This is a genomic window from Streptomyces sp. NPDC088157, assembly GCF_044741545.1.
Lineage (GTDB): Bacteria > Actinomycetota > Actinomycetes > Streptomycetales > Streptomycetaceae > Streptomyces.
Window position 1 is genome coordinate 45,282 of record NZ_JBIUSU010000005.1, and the last position, 16,727, is coordinate 62,008.

Genomic DNA, 16,727 nt, shown 5'->3' on the forward strand with positions numbered 1-16,727 from the left:
CGTTCCAGTCCGCTCCGGGTACCGGACGATTTCTCGTCATGTTAACGCTATCCGCCCGATGGGCGTCCGGTTGTCCACAGCCTGTGGGTTATCCCACCCGTTCCCGACACGCGGCGCGGGGGCGGGCGAAGGCCCGAACGCCCGTGGCCCGACGGGGCGGGCGAGGGCCGGATACGAGGCCGGATACGCCCGTGGCCCCGGGAGCCGCCGCACGGCATCATCCGGGGCATGACATACGCGGCGGGACAGGGCGAGGAGAAGTCGGCGCAACAGCGCCTGCGGGAGCGGCGGGCAGTCGCCTATCGGGAGGCCGAACGGGTCCTGTCGCGGGACGGGGCCCGTGGCACGCTGCGCGACCGGCTCGCGCTGCTGCACGAGGCGGCGCCGCAGGTCTACGACCTGGACGAGCCCGCGGACCTCTACGGCGACGGGGTCGTGGCGGCCCTGGAGGAGCGGGTCGCCGGGCTGCTGGGCACGGAGGCCGCCGCGTTCTTCCCCACCGGCACGATGGCCCAGCAGGTCGCCCTGCGCTGCTGGGCGGGACGCACCGGCAACCCCACGGTCGCGCTGCACGCGCTGAGCCACCCCGAGGTGTGGGAGCGGGGCGCGTTCACCGCCGTCAGCGAACTGCGCACGGTCCGGGTGACGCGCGAGCCCCGGCTGCCCACGGCCGAGGAGGTGCGCGCCTTCGAGGAGCCGTTCGGGGCGCTGATGCTGGAGCTGCCCCTCAGGGACGCCGGTTACGTGTTGCCCTCGTGGGAGGAGCTGTCCGAGGTCGTGGAGGCGGCACGCGAGCGTGACGCGGTGGTGCACTTCGACGGGGCGCGCCTGTGGGAGACGACCCACCACTTCGGCCGCCCCCTGCGGGAGATCGCCGACCTGGCCGACAGCGTCTACGTGTCGTTCTACAAGTCCCTCGACGGCTTCGGCGGCGCCGCGCTCGCCGGCCCGAAGACGCTGGTGGAGGAGGCGAAGGCCTGGCGGCACCGCTACGGCGGGATGGTCTTCCAGCAGTTCCCCACCGCACTGTCGGCACTCGTCGGCCTGGAGCGCGAGCTGCCCCGGCTGCCCGAGTACGTGGTTCACGCGCGCGTGGTGGCCGCCGCGCTGCGCGAGGGATTCGCCGAGGCGGGCGTCGTGTGGGCGCGCGTACACCCCGAGGTGCCGCACACCCACGAGTTCCAGGTCTGGCTGCCCTTCGAGGCCGATGTGCTCGCCGAGGCGGCGGCGCTCCAGGCCGAGCAGACGAAGGCGATGCTCTTCGCCGGCGCCTGGAGCCGCGGCGGGCCGGGGCTGTCCCTCACCGAGGTCACCGTCCGCGCCGCCGGACTGACGTGGACCGCGGACGACGTGAAGGCGGCGGTCGTGGACTTCGTGGGCCGGGTGACCGAGGCGGTCAGCGGGTAGGGCGCGGCCGCAGGCGCAGTCGGCGGGCCAGGGCCTGCCGCAGGCGCCCATGGGCGGGGCGGCCGACGAGGACAGCCCGGAACTGCCGGTGATCACGCAGTTCGCGGATCACCTGCCAGTCGTGGGCGCCGGGAGCGGGCGCGGAGGGCTCGCCGTGCTGCCGGGCGCGGTGGACGTCGAGTGCGTACTGCTGCGTGATGCTCATGACCGACCCCTCTCAAAACGAACGTGGTCTCGACGGCCCGTTCAGGCTGCGCCCGGCCGGCGCCCCGCGTCGCGCCGATTGACGGCGGCCGTCAATCGGAGACCGCGTTGTCAGTGGCGCGGTGCACCATGAGGGCATGAGCCTGAGCATCGACATCGCGGGGCTGCGGCCGGAGAGGGTCGCGGTCGTGCCCTCACCCCTGGCCGAGCTCGGCATGGCGCTGCACGCGCTGTCCGAGCCGGGGCACCATCCAGGCCTGCAGGGCTGGGTGACCGGTGTGACCGCGCGGCTCGACTCGCATCTGGCCGACCGGATGTGCGAGGCCGACTTCCTGTGGCGGACGACGTTCTCGGACATCTTCCTGCCGTACGCGGGCATCCCGGGCAGAAGCACGCTCCCCGGGGCCACGCTCGCCGAGGAACTCGACCTCCTGGACAAACTGACGGACGAGCAGTTCGTTGACTCGGCACTGGAGTTCACCTGCGCGCCCGGCTACGACGTGCCGAGCCTCAGTGTGCTCGCCGACCCGGGGCTGCGTCGGCGCGCCTTCGAACTGGCCGCCACGCGGGGGCCGCGGCAGGTGCGCTTCACTCAGCGGCTGCTCGACGACCCGCCACGCGTGCGTGCCTGGCTGCGGCAGTTCCTGCAGGACTGCGACGAGGCGTTCTTCGCCGATGTCTGGGCCCGCGTACGCCTCCCGCTCGCCACGGACGCCCGCTACAAGACCGATCTCCTGCGCCGCAAGGGCCTCGCGGAGGCCCTCGCCTCGGTGTCCTCGGCCGTGACGCTCGACGTGGACGCCGCGCGGATCACCGTCGACAAGCTGGTCCAGGGCCGCACCACCACCGGGGACGGCGGCCTGCTGCTGGTGCCGACAAGTCTCGGCTGGCCGCACCTGATGGTGCTCCACCGGTACGGCTGGCAACCGGTGCTCCACTACCCGGTCGGCTCGCCCGAACTGGCCTCGCCGCCCTCGGTGGATCAGCTGGCACTGCGGATGACCGCGCTGTCCCACCCCGTCCGGATGCGCATCTGCCGCCTGCTTGCCCGCAGCGCCTACACCACGACCGAGCTGGCCCAGGTGCACGGCGTGACGGCTCCCGAGATATCCCGGCACCTCGCCGTCCTGAAGAAGGCCGGCCTGATCACCACCCGTCGGCGCGGCCGGTACGTCCTGCACCAGCTCGACGTGACGGTGGTCGCCCGGCTGGGCAGCGACTACCTGGAGGGGATGCTCCGCTAGCCGTCGGAGCGTCGGCGGGGACCGCGTGGGCGCCCGCGCGGCTCCGTGTGGCTCCGCACGGGTCCGTGCGGCTCCATATGTGGCTCCGCACGGGTCAGCCGTGGCCGCCGGCCCTCACGACCCCCGTCTCGTACGCGAGGACCACCACCTGGACCCGGTCGCGCAGCCCCAGCTTGGTCAGGATGCGGCCCACGTGGGTCTTGACGGTCGCCTCGGACAGCACCAGCCGGGCCGCGATCTCCCCGTTGGAGAGCCCCTGGGCGACCAGCACCATGACCTCGCGCTCCCGCTCCGTGAGCCGCTCCAGCTCCTTGTGCCGCGGCTCCTTGCCGGTGGCGGGCAGCATCGGTGCGAACCGGTCGAGGAGACGGCGGGTGGTGGACGGGGCGACCACCGCGTCACCGCTGTGCACGGAGCGGATGGCGGTCAGGAGCTCGCCCGGCGGCACGTCCTTGAGCATGAAGCCGGAGGCACCCGCCTTCAGCCCGGAGAACGCGTACTCGTCCAGGTCGAAGGTGGTCAGGATCAGCACCTTCGGCGGTTCGGGCTCGGCGCAGATACGCCGGGTGGCCTCCACCCCGTCCAGCTTCGGCATGCGCACGTCCATCAGCACGACGTCGACCTCCGTGGACCGCACCACCTGCAGGGCCTCAACACCGTCGCCCGCCTCCGCCACGACCTCCATGTCCGGCTGGGCGGCGAGCACCATCCGGAACCCGGTGCGCAGCAGCACCTGGTCGTCGACGAGCATCACGCGGATCGTCATCGAGTCCTCTTCCGTTTCTTCTGTTTCCGTCAGCCGGTTGGCGCGGTTTAGGCGGTGGCGCGTGGTTCAGGTGGTGATATGTGGTTCAGGTGGTGCTTGGTTCAGGTGGTGGGGCGATGGTTCAGAGGGTGGGCGAGGGCTGAGGGGACGGGGCGTGACAGGTGTCACCAGGGGGCGTGCGTCGGCGTCAATGCGCGGGTTTGAGCGGGAGCAGGGCGCTGATGCGGAATCCTCCGCCGGGGCGCGGGCCCGCGTCCAGGGTCCCGCCCACCATGCCGACCCTCTCGCGCATACCGATCAGGCCGTGACCCGCACCGTCGGCTCCGCCCTCCTCGTACAGCTCGTGCGGGGCGCCCTTGCCGTCGTCCTCGACGAGCAGGCCGAGGCCGTCGTCGAAGTAGACCAGGCGCACGCTCGCACCCGCGTTCGGCCCCCCGTGCTTGCGCGTGTTGGTCAGCGCCTCCTGCACGATGCGGTACGCCGTCAGCTCGACGCCGCTGGGCAGCGGCCGCGCCGTGCCCTCGACCTTGAAGTCCACCGGCAGGCCCGAGCCACGGCACTGCTCGACGAGGTCCTCGATCTGCTCGACGTCCGGCTGCGGCACGTACTCGCCGCCCTCCTGGTGCTCGCCGGTCCGCAGCACACCCAGCAGGCGGCGCATCTCGGCGAGAGCCTGGCGGCCCGTGGAGGAGATCGTCTCCAGGGCCTTCTTCGCCTGGTCGGGCGCGGCGTCGAGGACATAGGCGGCGCCGTCGGCCTGCACCACCATCACCGACACGTTGTGCGCGACCACGTCGTGCAGCTCGCGCGCGATACGGGCTCGCTCGGCGGCGACCGCGACCTTCGCCTGCGCCTCGCGCTCCTTCTCCAGGCGCGCCGCGCGCTCCTCCAGCTGCGCGAAGTACGCGCGGCGGGTGCGTATGGAGTCGCCGAGCACCCAGGCCAGGGCGAACGGCACCGTCAGGAAGACGACGGTCGCGACGTCACCCGGCACGCTCGCGTCCTGGTGCGGCCAGCGCAGTTGGGCCATGGTCGCCGCGCTCAGCCCCATGGCGAGCGCGAGCCAGGAGGCCCAGCGGGCGCCGTTCGCGGCGACCGTGTAGACGATCACCAGCAGGGCGAAGTCGGCGACCGTGGTCGAGACACCCAGCACCAGCTGCGCCAGCCCCAACGCCGCGGCGAGCAGCAGCATCTTCTCGGGCATGCGTCGCCGTAGGGCGATCACCAGGGACAACAGGAGTACGACGGGCACGTAAAGCGCCATGGAGTCGGTGCCTCCGCGCTGTTCCTGGCCGGAGGTTCCGGCCGCGACAGAGATCCCGAACAGGACGAAGGCCCAGAAGCCGTCCACCCCGGTCGGGTGTCTGCGAAGGAAGTCATAGAGGCGCTGCACGTAACCCAGCGTAGGGAAGCCCGATGCGTGCAGGGGTCAACCGGAGGGCCGATCCGGTGCGGGCGCGCGTACTCCCCAAGGTGGATGCCGTGATCACCTGTACGCCTAGTCTGGCCGGGTGGTGGACAGGGTGACGGGCGCGGAAGAGTGGCGCGGCTGGCGGGCGGCGACGCAGGCCGCGCTGTACGGCGTGGACGGCACGGGCGGCTTCTACCGGCGTTCCGAGGGCCCGGCCAGGCACTTCCGTACATCCGTGCACGCGTCGCCGCTGTTCGCCGAGGCCGTGGCCCGCTTGCTGCGCCGGGTCGACGAGGCACTCGGCCGGCCCGCGACGCTCGACTTCGTCGACATGGCCGCCGGCCGGGGCGAACTGGTCACCGGCGTGCTGGCCGCGCTCCCGGCCGATGTGGCGGAACGCACACGCGCGTACGCCGTCGAAATCGCCGACCGTCCTGAGGGCCTCGCTCACCGGATCGAGTGGCTTCCCGATCCCCCACCACAGATCACCGGGCTGCTGTTCGCCAACGAATGGCTGGACAACGTGCCCGTCGAGGTCGCTGAGATCGACGCCGCGGGGATGTCTCGGCTGGTGCTCGTGCGGGACAGCGGGGCCGAGCGGCTCGGGGCGCCGGTGTCCGGCGCGGAGGCGGAGTGGCTCGCGCGATGGTGGCCCTCGGCGGGCGAGGAGGGGCAGCGGGCGGAGATCGGGTTGCCCCGGGACACGGCGTGGGCGTCCGCCGTCTCGTGCGTTGCGGGCGGGCTCGCGGTGGCGGTGGACTACGCGCACACGGCGGACGCACGCCCCCCGTACGGGACGCTCACCGGCTTCCGCGACGGACGCGAGACAGCACCCGTTCCCAACGGCTCCTGCGACATCACGGCCCACGTCGCGCTGGACGCGTGCGCGGAGGCGGGGGCGACGGGGGCGACGGGGGCGACGGGGGCGACGGGGGCAGGGGAAGCGGCGGGGACGTCACGAGCACTTCCCGGCGCACGGCTGGTCACCCAGCGCGCCGCGCTGCGCGCGCTGGGCGTCACCGGCGCACGCCCCCTGCTGGCGCTGGCGTCCACGGACCCCTCCGCGTACGTGCGCGCCCTCGCGAGTGCCGGGGAAGCCGCCGAGCTGACCGCACCGGGCGGACTGGGCGACTTCGGATGGCTGCTCCAGCCGGTCGGAATCCCCCACCCACTGGACTCCCCGACCCCATCGATCCACTGAACCCGATGTCCAATGAACCCACTCGGTTCATTGGATGCGCTCACTCCGAACCCGAACCCGAAGCCGAACCCGAAACTGAGGCTGAAACCGGCTGACCCCTCGTGGCCAGCCGAGCCCGTCCGCCGCCCGCCCCGTCCGCCCCGGTCCACCGCCGCCCGGCCCACCCGCCTCCCCGGCTACTTGTCGATGTCCCCCACCACGAAGAACATCGACCCCAGGATGGCCACCATGTCCGCGACCAGAGTGCCCGGAAGCAGTTCGGTGAGCGCCTGGATGTTGTTGTACGAGGCCGAGCGGAGCTTCAGCCGGTACGGCGTCTTCTCGCCCTTGCTGACGAGGTAGTAGCCGTTGATACCGAGGGGGTTCTCGGTCCACGCGTACGTGTGCCCCTCGGGCGCCTTGAGGACCTTCGGGAGCCGTTGGTTGATCGGACCGGGCGGCAGCTCCGCGAGACGGTCCAGACAGGCGTCCGCGAGGTCGAGCGCGTTGTGCGTCTGCTCCAGGAGGCACTCGAAGCGCGCGAGGCAGTCGCCCTCGGTCCTGGTCACCACCTTCAGGGTGTCCTGAAGCTCCCCGTACGCGAGATAGGGCTCGTCCCGGCGCAGGTCGAAGTCGACACCCGAGGCGCGCGCGATCGGCCCGCTCACGCCGTACGCGTGCACGTGCTCCGCCGCGAGCCTTCCCACGTCCCGCGTGCGCCCCCGGAAGATCTCGTTGCCGAGCACGAGGTCGTCGAAGACGTCCAAGCGTGAACGCACGGCGACGACGGCACCACGCGCGCGTGCGGCCCATCCGGCCGGCAGGTCCTCCTTGAGGCCGCCCACGCGGTTGAACATGTAGTGCATGCGCCCGCCGGAGACCTCCTCCATCACGTTCTGGAGCACTTCGCGCTCACGGAAGGCGTAGAAGACCGGGGTGATGCCGCCCAGCTCCAGGGGATACGACCCGAGGAACATCAGGTGGTTCAGCACCCGGTTCAGTTCGGCGAGCAGCGTGCGGGTCCACACCGCGCGCTCGGGAACCTCCATGCCGAGCATCCGCTCCACCGCGAGGACCACGCCCAGCTCGTTCGAGAACGCCGACAGCCAGTCGTGGCGGTTGGCCAGCATGATGATCTGGCGGTAGTCGCGTGCCTCGAACAGCTTCTCCGCGCCGCGGTGCATGTAGCCGATCACCGGCTCCGCGTGCCGGATGCGCTCGCCGTCCAGGACGAGCCGCAGCCGCAGCACGCCGTGCGTGGAGGGATGCTGGGGACCGATGTTGAGCACCATGTCGGTGCTCTCCGCGGCACCGCCGATCCCGACCGTGGTCTCCGTCGTAGGAGTCATGGGCACAGTCTCCCTCACGTGCTCCCCTACGTACGCTGACGGTATGGAAACGGGGAACCCGGGTGACGTGGAGACGACGGCGGCCGGACCGGTGTGGATCGGACTGCCGCCGGGACTGCTGCGGATGCGTCGGCTGTTGCTGGTGGTGTGGCTGGGGCTGACGGCCGTCTGCACGGGGCTGCTGCTCGGTCTGCTCGTCGGCCCGGTGTGGGCCGCGTTCGCGCTGCTGCCGCTGGCCGGCATCGGATGGGGCTGGGTGCTGCTCGGCCGCAACTGGCACTCCTGGCGGTACGCCGAGCGGGCTGACGACCTGCTGATCAGCCGGGGCGTGCTGTGGCGCGAGGAGACCGTGGTGCCGTACGGACGCATGCAGCTCGTCGAGGTCACCTCCGGGCCCGTCGAACGGCACTTCGGTCTGGCCAGCGTCCAGCTGCACACCGCGGCCGCAGCCACCGACGCGACCATCCCGGGCCTGGACCCGGCCGAGGCGGAACGGCTGCGCGACCGGCTCACCCAGCTCGGCGAAGCCCGATCGGCGGGGCTGTGACGACCCCGGGCGTCGAGGACGGCGTACCCGACACACCCCGCACAGCAGACGCACCAGACACGGCAGACACGACGCACACCACAGACCCACCAGACACAGCACGCACCACAGAGACACCAGACACAGCACGCACGGCGTACAACGCAGACACCGCATGCACCGCAGACACCGCAGACACCGCAGACACCGCACGCACGGCAGACGCATCCGGCACCCGCCGCCCCCAGCCGCCCGTCACCGAGCGTCGCCTGCACCCCGTCACGCCGTTCCGGCGGGCGTGGGCGCCGGTCGCGGTGGTCGTCGGATGGGCCGTGCACGACCCCGACCAGGCGCAGGAGCAGCTGACCCGACTGACCACCACGACCCTGCTGATCGCCCTCGCCGTCCTCGTCCCCGCAGCCTCCCTCTACGGCTTTCTGACCTGGTGGTCCACCCACTTCTCGGTGACGGACAGCGAACTGCGCATCCGGACCGGTCTGATGTTCCGACGCGCCGCGCACATCCGTCTGGAACGCATCCAGGCGATCGACGTCAGTCAGCCGCTGCTGGCGCGGATCGCCGGCGTCGCGAAGCTCCGGCTCGACGTGGTCGGCGCCGAGAAGAAGGACGAACTGGCCTTCCTGGGGGAGGAAGAGGCCCGCGTACTGCGGGCGGAGCTGCTCGCGCGGGCCGCGGGCTTCGCCCCGGAGACGGCGCACGAGGTCGGCGAGGCACCCGCGCGTGAGCTGTTGCGCGTGCCGGCGCGCGAGCTCGCGATCGCCCTGGTGCTGACCGGCGCGACCTGGGGCGCGCTGGTCGCCGCGCTCGTCGTGCCGCCGGTGCTGTGGCTGGCCACCCACAGCGTGTGGACGGTCCTGGCGACAGGCGTACCGCTGCTCGGCGCGGCGGGCGCGAGCAGTGCGGGACGGTTCGTCGGCGAGTACGACTGGACGGTCGGCGAGTCGCCGGACGGGCTGCGGATCGACCACGGGCTGCTGGACCGTACGCACGAGACGGTGCCGCCCGGACGGGTGCAGACCGTGCGGATCGTCCAGCCACTGCTGTGGCGGCGGCGCGGCTGGGTGCGTGTCGAGCTGGACGTGGCCGGGTCGGCCAACTCCGTACTCGTACCGGTCGCCCCACGCGCGGCCGCTGAGGCCGTCGTCGCGCGCGTGCTGCCCGGCGTGAGCGTCCCGGCAGAGACCTCGCTGTCGCGTCCGCCGCGGAGGGCCGGACGGTGTGTGCCCGTGTGGTGGCGGGGCTACGGGATCGCCGTCACGGACGCGGTGTTCGCCACCCGGCGCGGACTGCTGCGCCGCAGACTCGCGCTCGTTCCGCACGCCAAGGTGCAGAGCGTGCGGCTGACGCAAGGGCCTTGGCAGCGCCTCTGGCGGCTCGCGGACGTCCATGTGGACACGGGGGCCGGCAAGACCGTCACGGCCCGGCTGCGGGACGCACACGAGGCCGCGGAGCTGCTCCGGGCGCAGGCCGAACGGTCACGGACCGGGCGCCTGGACGCCCGGCCGGACCGGTGGATGGCCTAGGACACCGCCCGGACCCACGCCCCCCTGCAACCCCCGGGGGAGACACAGGGCAGGGCCGGGCGCAGCGTCAGGAGACGGCGCTGCGCAGGCTCTGGAGGTCGATCTGCTCCGTCTCGTCGTGGGCGGTCAGGTCGATCACCTGGCCCACGCCGCGTGCCGCCTCGTCCACCGGCTTGAACTCCGCCTCGGACTCGGCCTTGTGCAGGGCGAGCGCCTCCTGGCCGACGACATCGGCGAGGTCCTCGTTCTGCACGGCCTCCAGCGCGTGGGGCATCGACGCGCCCTTCGTACCGAAGAAGTCGAACCCGCCCTCGGCCGTCGGACGCCGTATCGGCTGCGCGGCCGGTACGACGGCCACGGCGGTCGGCACGGCGAAGTGCCCGGAGGGGCGGCGCTGCACGGCGGCGGCGGGACGAGGGACGAGCGCACCGGTCCCGACGGCAACCGGGGCGGAGGCGACGGCGGGGGCGAGGCCGGGCGCGGGGGCGGAGTCCAGGGCCGGCGACGGCGTAGGCCGGGCGGTCTCCGTGTCGTCCGCGTGCTCGTTGCCGGCGGCCGCTTCCGTGGCGTAGCCGTCCGCGTCGTCCGGCTCCGTGAAGGCGGGAGCCGCGGTCCGCGGGAGCGGGGGCCGGTCCTGCGGGATCGCGTCGGCCTGGACAGCCAGGGTGGGGGCGGTCGCGCGCGCGTGCTCGTCGACCGCCTCGGGCTTCCCCTGCGCCTCGTCCTCCTGCGCGGCCTCCGACTCGCCGCCGGCGACTGTGGCGCCGACATCCGCGGAAGTGACCTGCGTGGCCTCCTCGTCGGCGTGGTCCCCGGCCTTGGAAGCCTTGCCGCCGTCGGTGTCGAACCGGGCCAGGGCCGCCTGCGCCCGCAGGAACAGCTTGGATCCCTCGGGAGAGAAGACCGTCGAAGCCTTCGCCCCCTCCCCGGCCTCGTCCACGTCCTCGGCCGCGTCGACCGACTCGTCCGCGTCGGCGGACTCCGCGGCCTCGACAGGTTCGGCAGAGTCGCCGGACTCGTCCGTCTCGACCGCCACCTCGGCTTCGACCTCGGCCTCGACCGCATCCGTGCCCTCGGCACCCTCGGCGTCCTCGGCATCCCGCGCGGCGACCACGTCCTCGGCGTCGACCGCATCCCGCGCGATGACCGCGCCGGTCGGCTCCACGTCCTGTGCCACGCGCGCGGCGGGCAGCGCGGGCGAGGGAGCCGCTTCTATCTCGAGCAGACGGCGGCCCTCCAGGGCGCTGGCACGCTCGGTCTCGGCCGTGGCGTAGCGGCGCAGCAGCGCGGCATGCTCGTTGCGCAGGGCAGCCAGTTCGGCGCGCTTGGACCGCAGGCGCTGCTCCAGCTTGACGCGCAGCTCACGCGATTCGTCGAGGTCGCTCTCCAGCTCGGCGACACGTTCCTCGTAGCGCCACTCGTCACCGGCACGCGAGCGTGCCAGGTCGGCGACCTGTTTGCCGGCCTGCACGTCCCAGCGGCGCATCACGACCGCGCCGAGGATCGCCGTCGCCGCGGCGGCCGCGGCCAGACCTCGGAGCGCCGTCGGCGCCGTGAACACCCAGGGGCCGAGGGCACAGACAAGGGAGACGCCTGCGATTGCCGAGGGAGGCAGCAGCCTGTGCAAAGGCGGGGAATGGCGGTGACGTCCACGTGGCATGGCCAGAAACTTACCGCGCGTAGGCGAATGTTGGCGCCCCGCCCCGCAAAAACACGGCCATACCGATGTCTTCACAGGGCATCAGGAAACAGCGCGGTCACGGAATTCGACAAGAAGCAAGATCATTTCCCGTCGGGGCGCACCGCCGGACCCTCCCGGGCCCTACGAACCCGCCGTCGGCCCTCCACCGGTTTGGCCGCCGATGACCGCCCTCGACAGCCGCCGGACCCGCCCTCGACACCCACTTACCGCCCCCGCTGCCCCTCCCCCCACCACCGCCCATCAGCCTCCCGTCAGCCGCCGATCAGCCGCCAAAGCCCACCAGTACCCACCACCCTCGACGCCCACCGGCTCCGCCGCCCACACCCTCCGCTCCCGCCCCGCCCCGAAAACCCGACGCCCGCCGTCGGTCGCCGCTCACCGGTCGCTCAACCGCCCGCTGATCCACTGGAGCGCCGGCGGGATCTCCCGTCGCCAGGTGTTGAAGTTGTGCCCGCCGCTTTCCAGGATGATCGACGAGATCCTGGTCGTGTTCGTGGCCTTCGCAAGGTCTATGAACTTCCGCGTGGCCTTGTAGTTGGATTCGCCGGCCATGCTGCTGGTGACGAGCAGCGAGGTGTCGGGAGCGGAACGATTCTTCATGAACCAGAGCAGATCCGCCTCGTTGCGCAGGGTCGCGTTCCCGTGGAAGAGGTCGCCGGTGGTCGGATCCGTCGGCGCCTTGTAGTACGCCGACAGGCCCGCGCCCGCCGCGTAGACCTCCGGGTGGTGCATCGCGAGCTTCAGCGCGCAGTAGCCGCCCGTGGAGTCCCCGATGATGCCCCAGCTGCCGGGCTTCCTACCCACCCTGTAGTGGGCCGTCACGGCGTCCGGCAGGTCCTTGGCGAAGAACGACTCGCTCTGCGGACCCCCCGGGACGTCCACGCACTCGGTGTCCCGCGGCGGCGCCACCGTAGGCCGCATCATCACCAGGATCATCGGCTGCATGCTCCCGTCCTTGGCGAGCTGCCGCGCGGTGCGCGGGTAGTGCAGTTTGTCCACCAGCGCCTCCGCCGTACCGGGGTAGCCCGTGAGGACGACGGCCGCGGGGAACGTACGCGTGCGGTACTGCGGGTCGAAGTACTCCGGCGGCAGGTACACGTACGCCGGCGTGGCTATGTGAGTCGTACGTCCGTCGACGACGACCTTCTGGATCTGTCCGGCGAACTGCGGACGCCCGCCCCCGCCGTCCACGCGCCGGGTGTCGACCACCCGCAGCGGTCCGGCCGGGGCCCCGCCCGCCGCGTGGTCGACGACCACGCCCTGGTCGGTCTCCCGGCCGAACAGGTCCGCCCAGCTGGCGTAGAACCCGAACGCCTGGTTGGCGGTGAGCCCCACCGACACGAACAGTGCCAACTGGGTGGCCAGCAGCAGGCCGACCCGCCCGCTGACGGCCCGCCAGCCGCTCCGGGCCAGCCGTGGCCACAGCCACACCGTGCCGACGAACAGCAGTAACGCGAACAGCACTGACAACAGCAGCATTTTGTCGCTCGTGAGACCCATGCGGTGATTTCCTACCTGCTCTCTGTCCGGGATCCCGCCCGCTCCCCCCGACTCCTTCGCGAGGGCTTGTCCCGGACTTTCCCTGGCCTTTTCAGTGGCTTTGAGGAAACGAGTGAACCTCTCTCCCCAAGACACCGTCCTAGAGGGCGCAATGTCGCCGGATGCCCGAATCGGGCCCGGGTCCAAGGTCTCTCGCGGAACTACGGGATGCGATGTCTGTCACTCAAGATGGGGAAATGTCGGGCGGGGTTCCGCACCGATCAAGCCGGGTGCGGCAGATAGTGCGAGGTCCGCGCCCCGAGTCCGTTCCTGGCCTGGTCGCCCGCGCCTGTGCCCTGGTGGGCCTGCTGGATGTGGCCGGCGGCGTCTTCCCCCGGTTCAGGCACAGCCGTATGCACACCTTCGCCGAGGTGCTGCCCGGCTCGTTCGGGCCGTTCGCGGCGGCGTTGTCCCTCAGCGCCGGCGTCCTGTTGCTGCTGCTCGCCCACGGCCTCAGGCGCGGCAAGCGGCGCGCCTGGCGTGCGGCGGTGGTGCTGCTCCCGGCGGGCGCGGTGGCCCAGTTCGCGTACCGGCACTCGATCGTGGGCGCGCTCATCTCGGTCGCGCTCCTGGCTCCGCTGCTGCTGCACCGCGACCAGTTCGCGGCACTGCCCGACCCGCGCAGTCGCTGGCGCGCGCTCGCCAACTTCGTCCTCATGGGCGCCGGTTCCCTCGGTCTCGGTCTGATCATCGTCAGCGTCCACCCGCGGCGCATGATCGGCGACCCGAGCCTGGCCGATCGCATTACGCACGTCCTGTACGGCCTCTTCGGCTTCGAGGGCCCGGTCGACTACCAGGGCAACACGTCCTGGACCGTCGCCTTCTCCCTCGGCGCCCTCGGCTGGATCACCGCGGTCACCACGATCTACCTGGCCTTCCGGCCCGAGCACCCGGCCGCCCGCCTCACCGAGGACGACGAGGTGCGCCTGCGCGCCCTGCTGGACAAGCACGGCCGTCGCGACTCCCTGGGCCACTTCGCGCTGCGCCGCGACAAGGCCGTGGTCTTCTCCCCCAGCGGCAAGGCGGCCGTCACCTACCGCGTCGTGTCCGGGGTGATGCTCGCCAGCGGCGACCCCATCGGCGACGTCGAGGCCTGGCCCGGCGCCATCGAACGCTTCATGGACGAGGCCAAGGCCCACTCCTGGACACCCGCCGTCATGGGCTGCTCCGAGACCGGCGGCGAGGTCTGGACCCGGGAAACCGGCCTGGACGCCCTCGAACTGGGCGACGAGGCGGTGGTGGACGTAGCGGATTTCTCCCTGGCCGGCCGCGCGATGCGCAACGTGCGCCAGATGGTCAAGCGCATCGAACGCGCCGGTTACGAGACCCGGGTACGGCGCGTACGTGACCTCGGCGAGGCCGAGCTGGAGCGCATCCGGCGGGCCTCCGAGGACTGGCGCGGCACGGACACCGAGCGCGGCTTCTCCATGGCCCTGGGCCGCGTCGGAGACCCCTCCGACGGGGACTGCCTCATCGCCACCGCCCACAAGGCCGACGAGGTCCCGGGCGAGTACGGCGATCTGAAGGCGATCCTGCACTTCGTGCCCTGGGGCCCCGACGGCGCCTCCCTGGACCTGATGCGCCGCGACCGCTCCGCCGACCCGGGCATGAACGAACTCCTGATCGTCGCCGCTCTCCAGGCCGCCCCGAAGTTCGGCATCGCGCGCGTGTCGCTGAACTTCGCCATGTTCCGCTCGGCGCTGGCCCGCGGCGAGAAGATCGGCGCCGGCCCCGTGCTGCGCGCCTGGCGCGGACTGCTGGTCTTCCTCTCACGCTGGTTCCAGATCGAGTCGCTGTACAAGTTCAACGCCAAGTTCCAGCCCCGCTGGGAGCCCCGCTTCGTCGTCTACCGCGCCTCCGGCGACCTGCCCCGCATCGGCTTCGCCGCCATGCAGGCCGAGGGCTTCGTCAACCTCGCCCTCCCCCTGCCCCGCTTCCTGCGCCGCCGCTCGACAACGGCACGCGTGTGTGCGCACTCGGTGGCGGAGAGGGACGTACGGGCGGCGTAGCCGCCGCGATGCCGACCCGGCGGCACACCGGCCCGCCCCACCCGGACCGGCCCGGGTGGCGGCCCCGTTCCCTCCCGGCCCGGGGGCTCCCACCCGGGCCGCACCACGGCTCGGTTCCCTCCTGGGCCTACGCTGAACGCATGAGCAAGCAGAGCGGACGCGGGCGCGTCGTCGGCCTTCCGGAATGGGACCGCTGCGCGGTCATGGGAGTCGTCAACGTGACCCCCGACTCCTTCTCGGACGGCGGCCGCTGGTTCGACACCACGTCCGCCGTCAAGCACGGCCTCCAGCTCGTCGCCGAGGGCGCGGATCTCGTGGACGTCGGCGGCGAGTCCACCCGCCCGGGCGCCAGCCGGGTCGACGAGACCGAGGAGCTCCGCCGGGTCATCCCCGTGGTCCGCGGCCTCGCCTCCGAGGGCGTCGTCGTCTCCGTCGACACGATGCGCGCCTCCGTCGCCGCCCGGGCCCTCGCGGCCGGCGCGGCCCTCGTCAACGACGTCAGCGGCGGCCTCGCCGACCCGGCGATGATTCCGGCCGTCGCGGACGCGGGCGCCCCCTTCGTCGTCATGCACTGGCGCGGCTTCCTGGCGGGGGGCAACGTCAGAGGCGTCTACGCCGATGTCGTCGCCGAGGTCGTGGACGAACTGCACGCGCGTGTGGACGCCGTCCTGGCGGGCGGCGTCTCCCCCGACCGCGTCGTCGTCGACCCGGGGCTCGGCTTCTCCAAGGAGGCCGATCACGATCTCTCCCTGCTGGCTCACCTCGACCGGCTGCACGCCCTCGGTCACCCGTTGCTCGTCGCCGCCTCCCGCAAGCGGTTCCTCGGCCGTGTCCTGGCCGGCTCGCAGGGCGCGCCGCCGCCCGCGCGCGAGCGCGACGCCGCCACCGCCGCCGTCTCCGCCCTCGCGGCGGAAGCCGGAGCCTGGGCGGTCCGCGTGCACGAGGTGCGCGCGACAGCGGACGCGGTCCGGGTCGCCCGCGCCGTGGAGGGGGCGCGCGAGCGAAGCGACACGCCCGGCGCGGGCACACCGCACCAGGCGCACACCACCACGGACGAACCCGCTGTGCGAGACCCGCGCCCCGGCGGACGCGGCCCGAGCGGCGCAGAAGGAGCCCGGTGAGCGCCCCCCACACGGACGTCGAGCAGGTCGAGGCAGCCAACACCGCCTTCTACGAGGCACTGGAACAGGGCGACTTCGACGGGGTGTCCTCGTTCTGGCTCACCCCGGCTGACCTGGGGGTGGACGAGACGTACCACGATCCGGCGGACATGGGCGTGGTCTCCTGCGTGCACCCCGGCTGGCCGGTGCTCACCGGCCGGGGCGAGGTGCTGCGGTCGTACGCGCTGATCATGGCGAACACCGACTACATCCAGTTCTTCCTCACCGATGTGCATGTCTCCGTCACCGGCGACACCGCGCTGGTGAACTGCACCGAGAACATCCTCAGCGGCGGCCCCGCACCGGAGGACGGCGAGGAGCTCGGGCCGCTCGTCGGCCAGCTGGTGGTCGCCACGAACGTGTTCCGTCGCACGTCCGACGGCTGGAAGCTGTGGTCGCACCACGCCTCCCCGGTACTGACGCAGGACGACGAAGCGGACGGCCCCGAGGATTCCGGCGACTCCGAGAGCGACGACACCCCCTCCTGAGCGGGTTTGCGGCGGGTAGGCGGACCGCAGGACGGGAGCGGGAAGCCCCGAGATGACCCATAGGGACGAAGGAGTGGTTGGAATCACGAACCCGTGGGTAGGGGCGGCTACCAACCCGTGAGCCGCCGGGTTCCCCCAGGGAAACGCCCGGTGAAAAGTCCGGGTCCGGCCCGGGCCACCGCGTCCGGAGCCAGGGTC

General features: G+C 72.2%; 14 protein-coding genes. 8 read left to right on the forward strand and 6 right to left on the reverse strand.

What is annotated here, in order from left to right:
• Positions 1-228 precede the first annotated feature (228 nt).
• Positions 229-1,407, forward strand: coding sequence for a threonine aldolase family protein (locus ACIPFH_RS20190; protein WP_401828133.1), 1,179 nt, complete (start codon positions 229-231; stop codon positions 1,405-1,407).
• Here ACIPFH_RS20190 and ACIPFH_RS20195 read toward each other — a convergent pair.
• Positions 1,397-1,612, reverse strand: coding sequence for a hypothetical protein (locus ACIPFH_RS20195; protein WP_401828135.1), 216 nt, complete (start codon positions 1,610-1,612; stop codon positions 1,397-1,399). The two genes, ACIPFH_RS20190 and ACIPFH_RS20195, sit on opposite strands and share 11 nt — an antisense overlap.
• Positions 1,613-1,748: 136 nt before the next feature.
• On the opposite strand from ACIPFH_RS20195, the gene ACIPFH_RS20200 reads away from it, so the two are divergent.
• On the forward strand, positions 1,749-2,855 hold the full coding sequence (locus ACIPFH_RS20200) for a DUF5937 family protein (RefSeq protein WP_401828137.1): 1,107 nt from the start codon (positions 1,749-1,751) through the stop codon (positions 2,853-2,855).
• A 94-nt stretch (positions 2,856-2,949) separates the two neighbouring features.
• On the opposite strand, the gene ACIPFH_RS20205 is transcribed toward ACIPFH_RS20200, so the two are convergent.
• The gene (locus tag ACIPFH_RS20205; protein ID WP_356255727.1) at positions 2,950-3,621 is read right to left on the reverse strand and encodes a response regulator transcription factor; all 672 of its coding nucleotides are present in this window, start codon (positions 3,619-3,621) and stop codon (positions 2,950-2,952) included.
• A 187-nt stretch (positions 3,622-3,808) separates the two neighbouring features.
• Complete coding sequence (locus tag ACIPFH_RS20210; protein ID WP_401828138.1) at positions 3,809-5,014, reverse strand: sensor histidine kinase; 1,206 nt, start codon at positions 5,012-5,014, stop codon at positions 3,809-3,811.
• A gap of 118 nt (positions 5,015-5,132) precedes the next feature.
• On the opposite strand from ACIPFH_RS20210, the gene ACIPFH_RS20215 reads away from it, so the two are divergent.
• The gene (locus tag ACIPFH_RS20215) at positions 5,133-6,233 is read left to right on the forward strand and encodes an SAM-dependent methyltransferase (protein ID WP_401828140.1); all 1,101 of its coding nucleotides are present in this window, start codon (positions 5,133-5,135) and stop codon (positions 6,231-6,233) included.
• A gap of 176 nt (positions 6,234-6,409) precedes the next feature.
• Here ACIPFH_RS20215 and ACIPFH_RS20220 read toward each other — a convergent pair whose 3' ends face one another.
• Positions 6,410-7,561, reverse strand: a complete 1,152-nt coding sequence (locus ACIPFH_RS20220) for an NADH-quinone oxidoreductase subunit D (RefSeq protein ID WP_401828142.1) — start codon at positions 7,559-7,561, stop codon at positions 6,410-6,412.
• A gap of 43 nt (positions 7,562-7,604) precedes the next feature.
• Between ACIPFH_RS20220 and ACIPFH_RS20225 the strand changes: the two genes are divergently transcribed.
• Complete coding sequence (locus ACIPFH_RS20225; protein WP_401828144.1) at positions 7,605-8,108, forward strand: PH domain-containing protein; 504 nt, start codon at positions 7,605-7,607, stop codon at positions 8,106-8,108.
• Between the two features lie 248 nt (positions 8,109-8,356).
• The gene (locus tag ACIPFH_RS20230; RefSeq protein WP_401829206.1) at positions 8,357-9,631 is read left to right on the forward strand and encodes a PH domain-containing protein; all 1,275 of its coding nucleotides are present in this window, start codon (positions 8,357-8,359) and stop codon (positions 9,629-9,631) included.
• A 67-nt stretch (positions 9,632-9,698) separates the two neighbouring features.
• Here the strand turns inward: ACIPFH_RS20230 and ACIPFH_RS20235 are convergent, their stop codons facing one another.
• Both ACIPFH_RS20235 and ACIPFH_RS20240 read right to left on the reverse strand, forming a co-directional pair.
• A complete protein-coding gene (locus ACIPFH_RS20235; protein ID WP_401828146.1) occupies positions 9,699-11,291 on the reverse strand; it encodes a hypothetical protein in 1,593 nt (530 codons plus the stop codon).
• Positions 11,292-11,708: 417 nt separating this feature from the next.
• Complete coding sequence (locus ACIPFH_RS20240; protein ID WP_401828147.1) at positions 11,709-12,833, reverse strand: alpha/beta hydrolase; 1,125 nt, start codon at positions 12,831-12,833, stop codon at positions 11,709-11,711.
• A gap of 236 nt (positions 12,834-13,069) precedes the next feature.
• On the opposite strand from ACIPFH_RS20240, the gene ACIPFH_RS20245 reads away from it, so the two are divergent.
• From ACIPFH_RS20245 to ACIPFH_RS20255, 3 genes are all read left to right on the forward strand, one after another.
• On the forward strand, positions 13,070-14,881 hold the full coding sequence (locus tag ACIPFH_RS20245; RefSeq protein WP_401828149.1) for a phosphatidylglycerol lysyltransferase domain-containing protein: 1,812 nt from the start codon (positions 13,070-13,072) through the stop codon (positions 14,879-14,881).
• 140 nt (positions 14,882-15,021) lie between these two features.
• Positions 15,022-16,002: a dihydropteroate synthase gene (gene folP / locus ACIPFH_RS20250; protein WP_401828151.1), complete on the forward strand. Its 981-nt coding sequence runs from the start codon at positions 15,022-15,024 to the stop codon at positions 16,000-16,002.
• A complete protein-coding gene (locus ACIPFH_RS20255) occupies positions 15,999-16,529 on the forward strand; it encodes a nuclear transport factor 2 family protein (protein WP_401828152.1) in 531 nt (176 codons plus the stop codon). The genes folP and ACIPFH_RS20255 overlap by 4 nt, the downstream gene beginning before the upstream one ends.
• Positions 16,530-16,727 lie beyond the last annotated feature (198 nt).

Excerpts from the sequence above, each read along its gene's own strand:
- ACIPFH_RS20190 (WP_401828133.1), top strand. The coding sequence starts at position 229 with ATGACATACGCGGCGGGACAGGGCGAGGAGAAGTCGGCGCAACAGCGC.
- ACIPFH_RS20195 (WP_401828135.1), bottom strand. The coding sequence starts at position 1,612 with ATGAGCATCACGCAGCAGTACGCACTCGACGTCCACCGCGCCCGGCAG.
- ACIPFH_RS20200 (WP_401828137.1), top strand. The coding sequence starts at position 1,749 with ATGAGCCTGAGCATCGACATCGCGGGGCTGCGGCCGGAGAGGGTCGCG.
- ACIPFH_RS20205 (WP_356255727.1), bottom strand. The coding sequence starts at position 3,621 with ATGACGATCCGCGTGATGCTCGTCGACGACCAGGTGCTGCTGCGCACC.
- ACIPFH_RS20220 (WP_401828142.1), bottom strand. The coding sequence starts at position 7,561 with ATGACTCCTACGACGGAGACCACGGTCGGGATCGGCGGTGCCGCGGAG.
- ACIPFH_RS20225 (WP_401828144.1), top strand. The coding sequence starts at position 7,605 with ATGGAAACGGGGAACCCGGGTGACGTGGAGACGACGGCGGCCGGACCG.
- ACIPFH_RS20235 (WP_401828146.1), bottom strand. The coding sequence starts at position 11,291 with ATGCCACGTGGACGTCACCGCCATTCCCCGCCTTTGCACAGGCTGCTG.
- ACIPFH_RS20240 (WP_401828147.1), bottom strand. The coding sequence starts at position 12,833 with ATGGGTCTCACGAGCGACAAAATGCTGCTGTTGTCAGTGCTGTTCGCG.
- ACIPFH_RS20245 (WP_401828149.1), top strand. The coding sequence starts at position 13,070 with ATGTCGGGCGGGGTTCCGCACCGATCAAGCCGGGTGCGGCAGATAGTG.
- folP (WP_401828151.1), top strand. The coding sequence starts at position 15,022 with ATGAGCAAGCAGAGCGGACGCGGGCGCGTCGTCGGCCTTCCGGAATGG.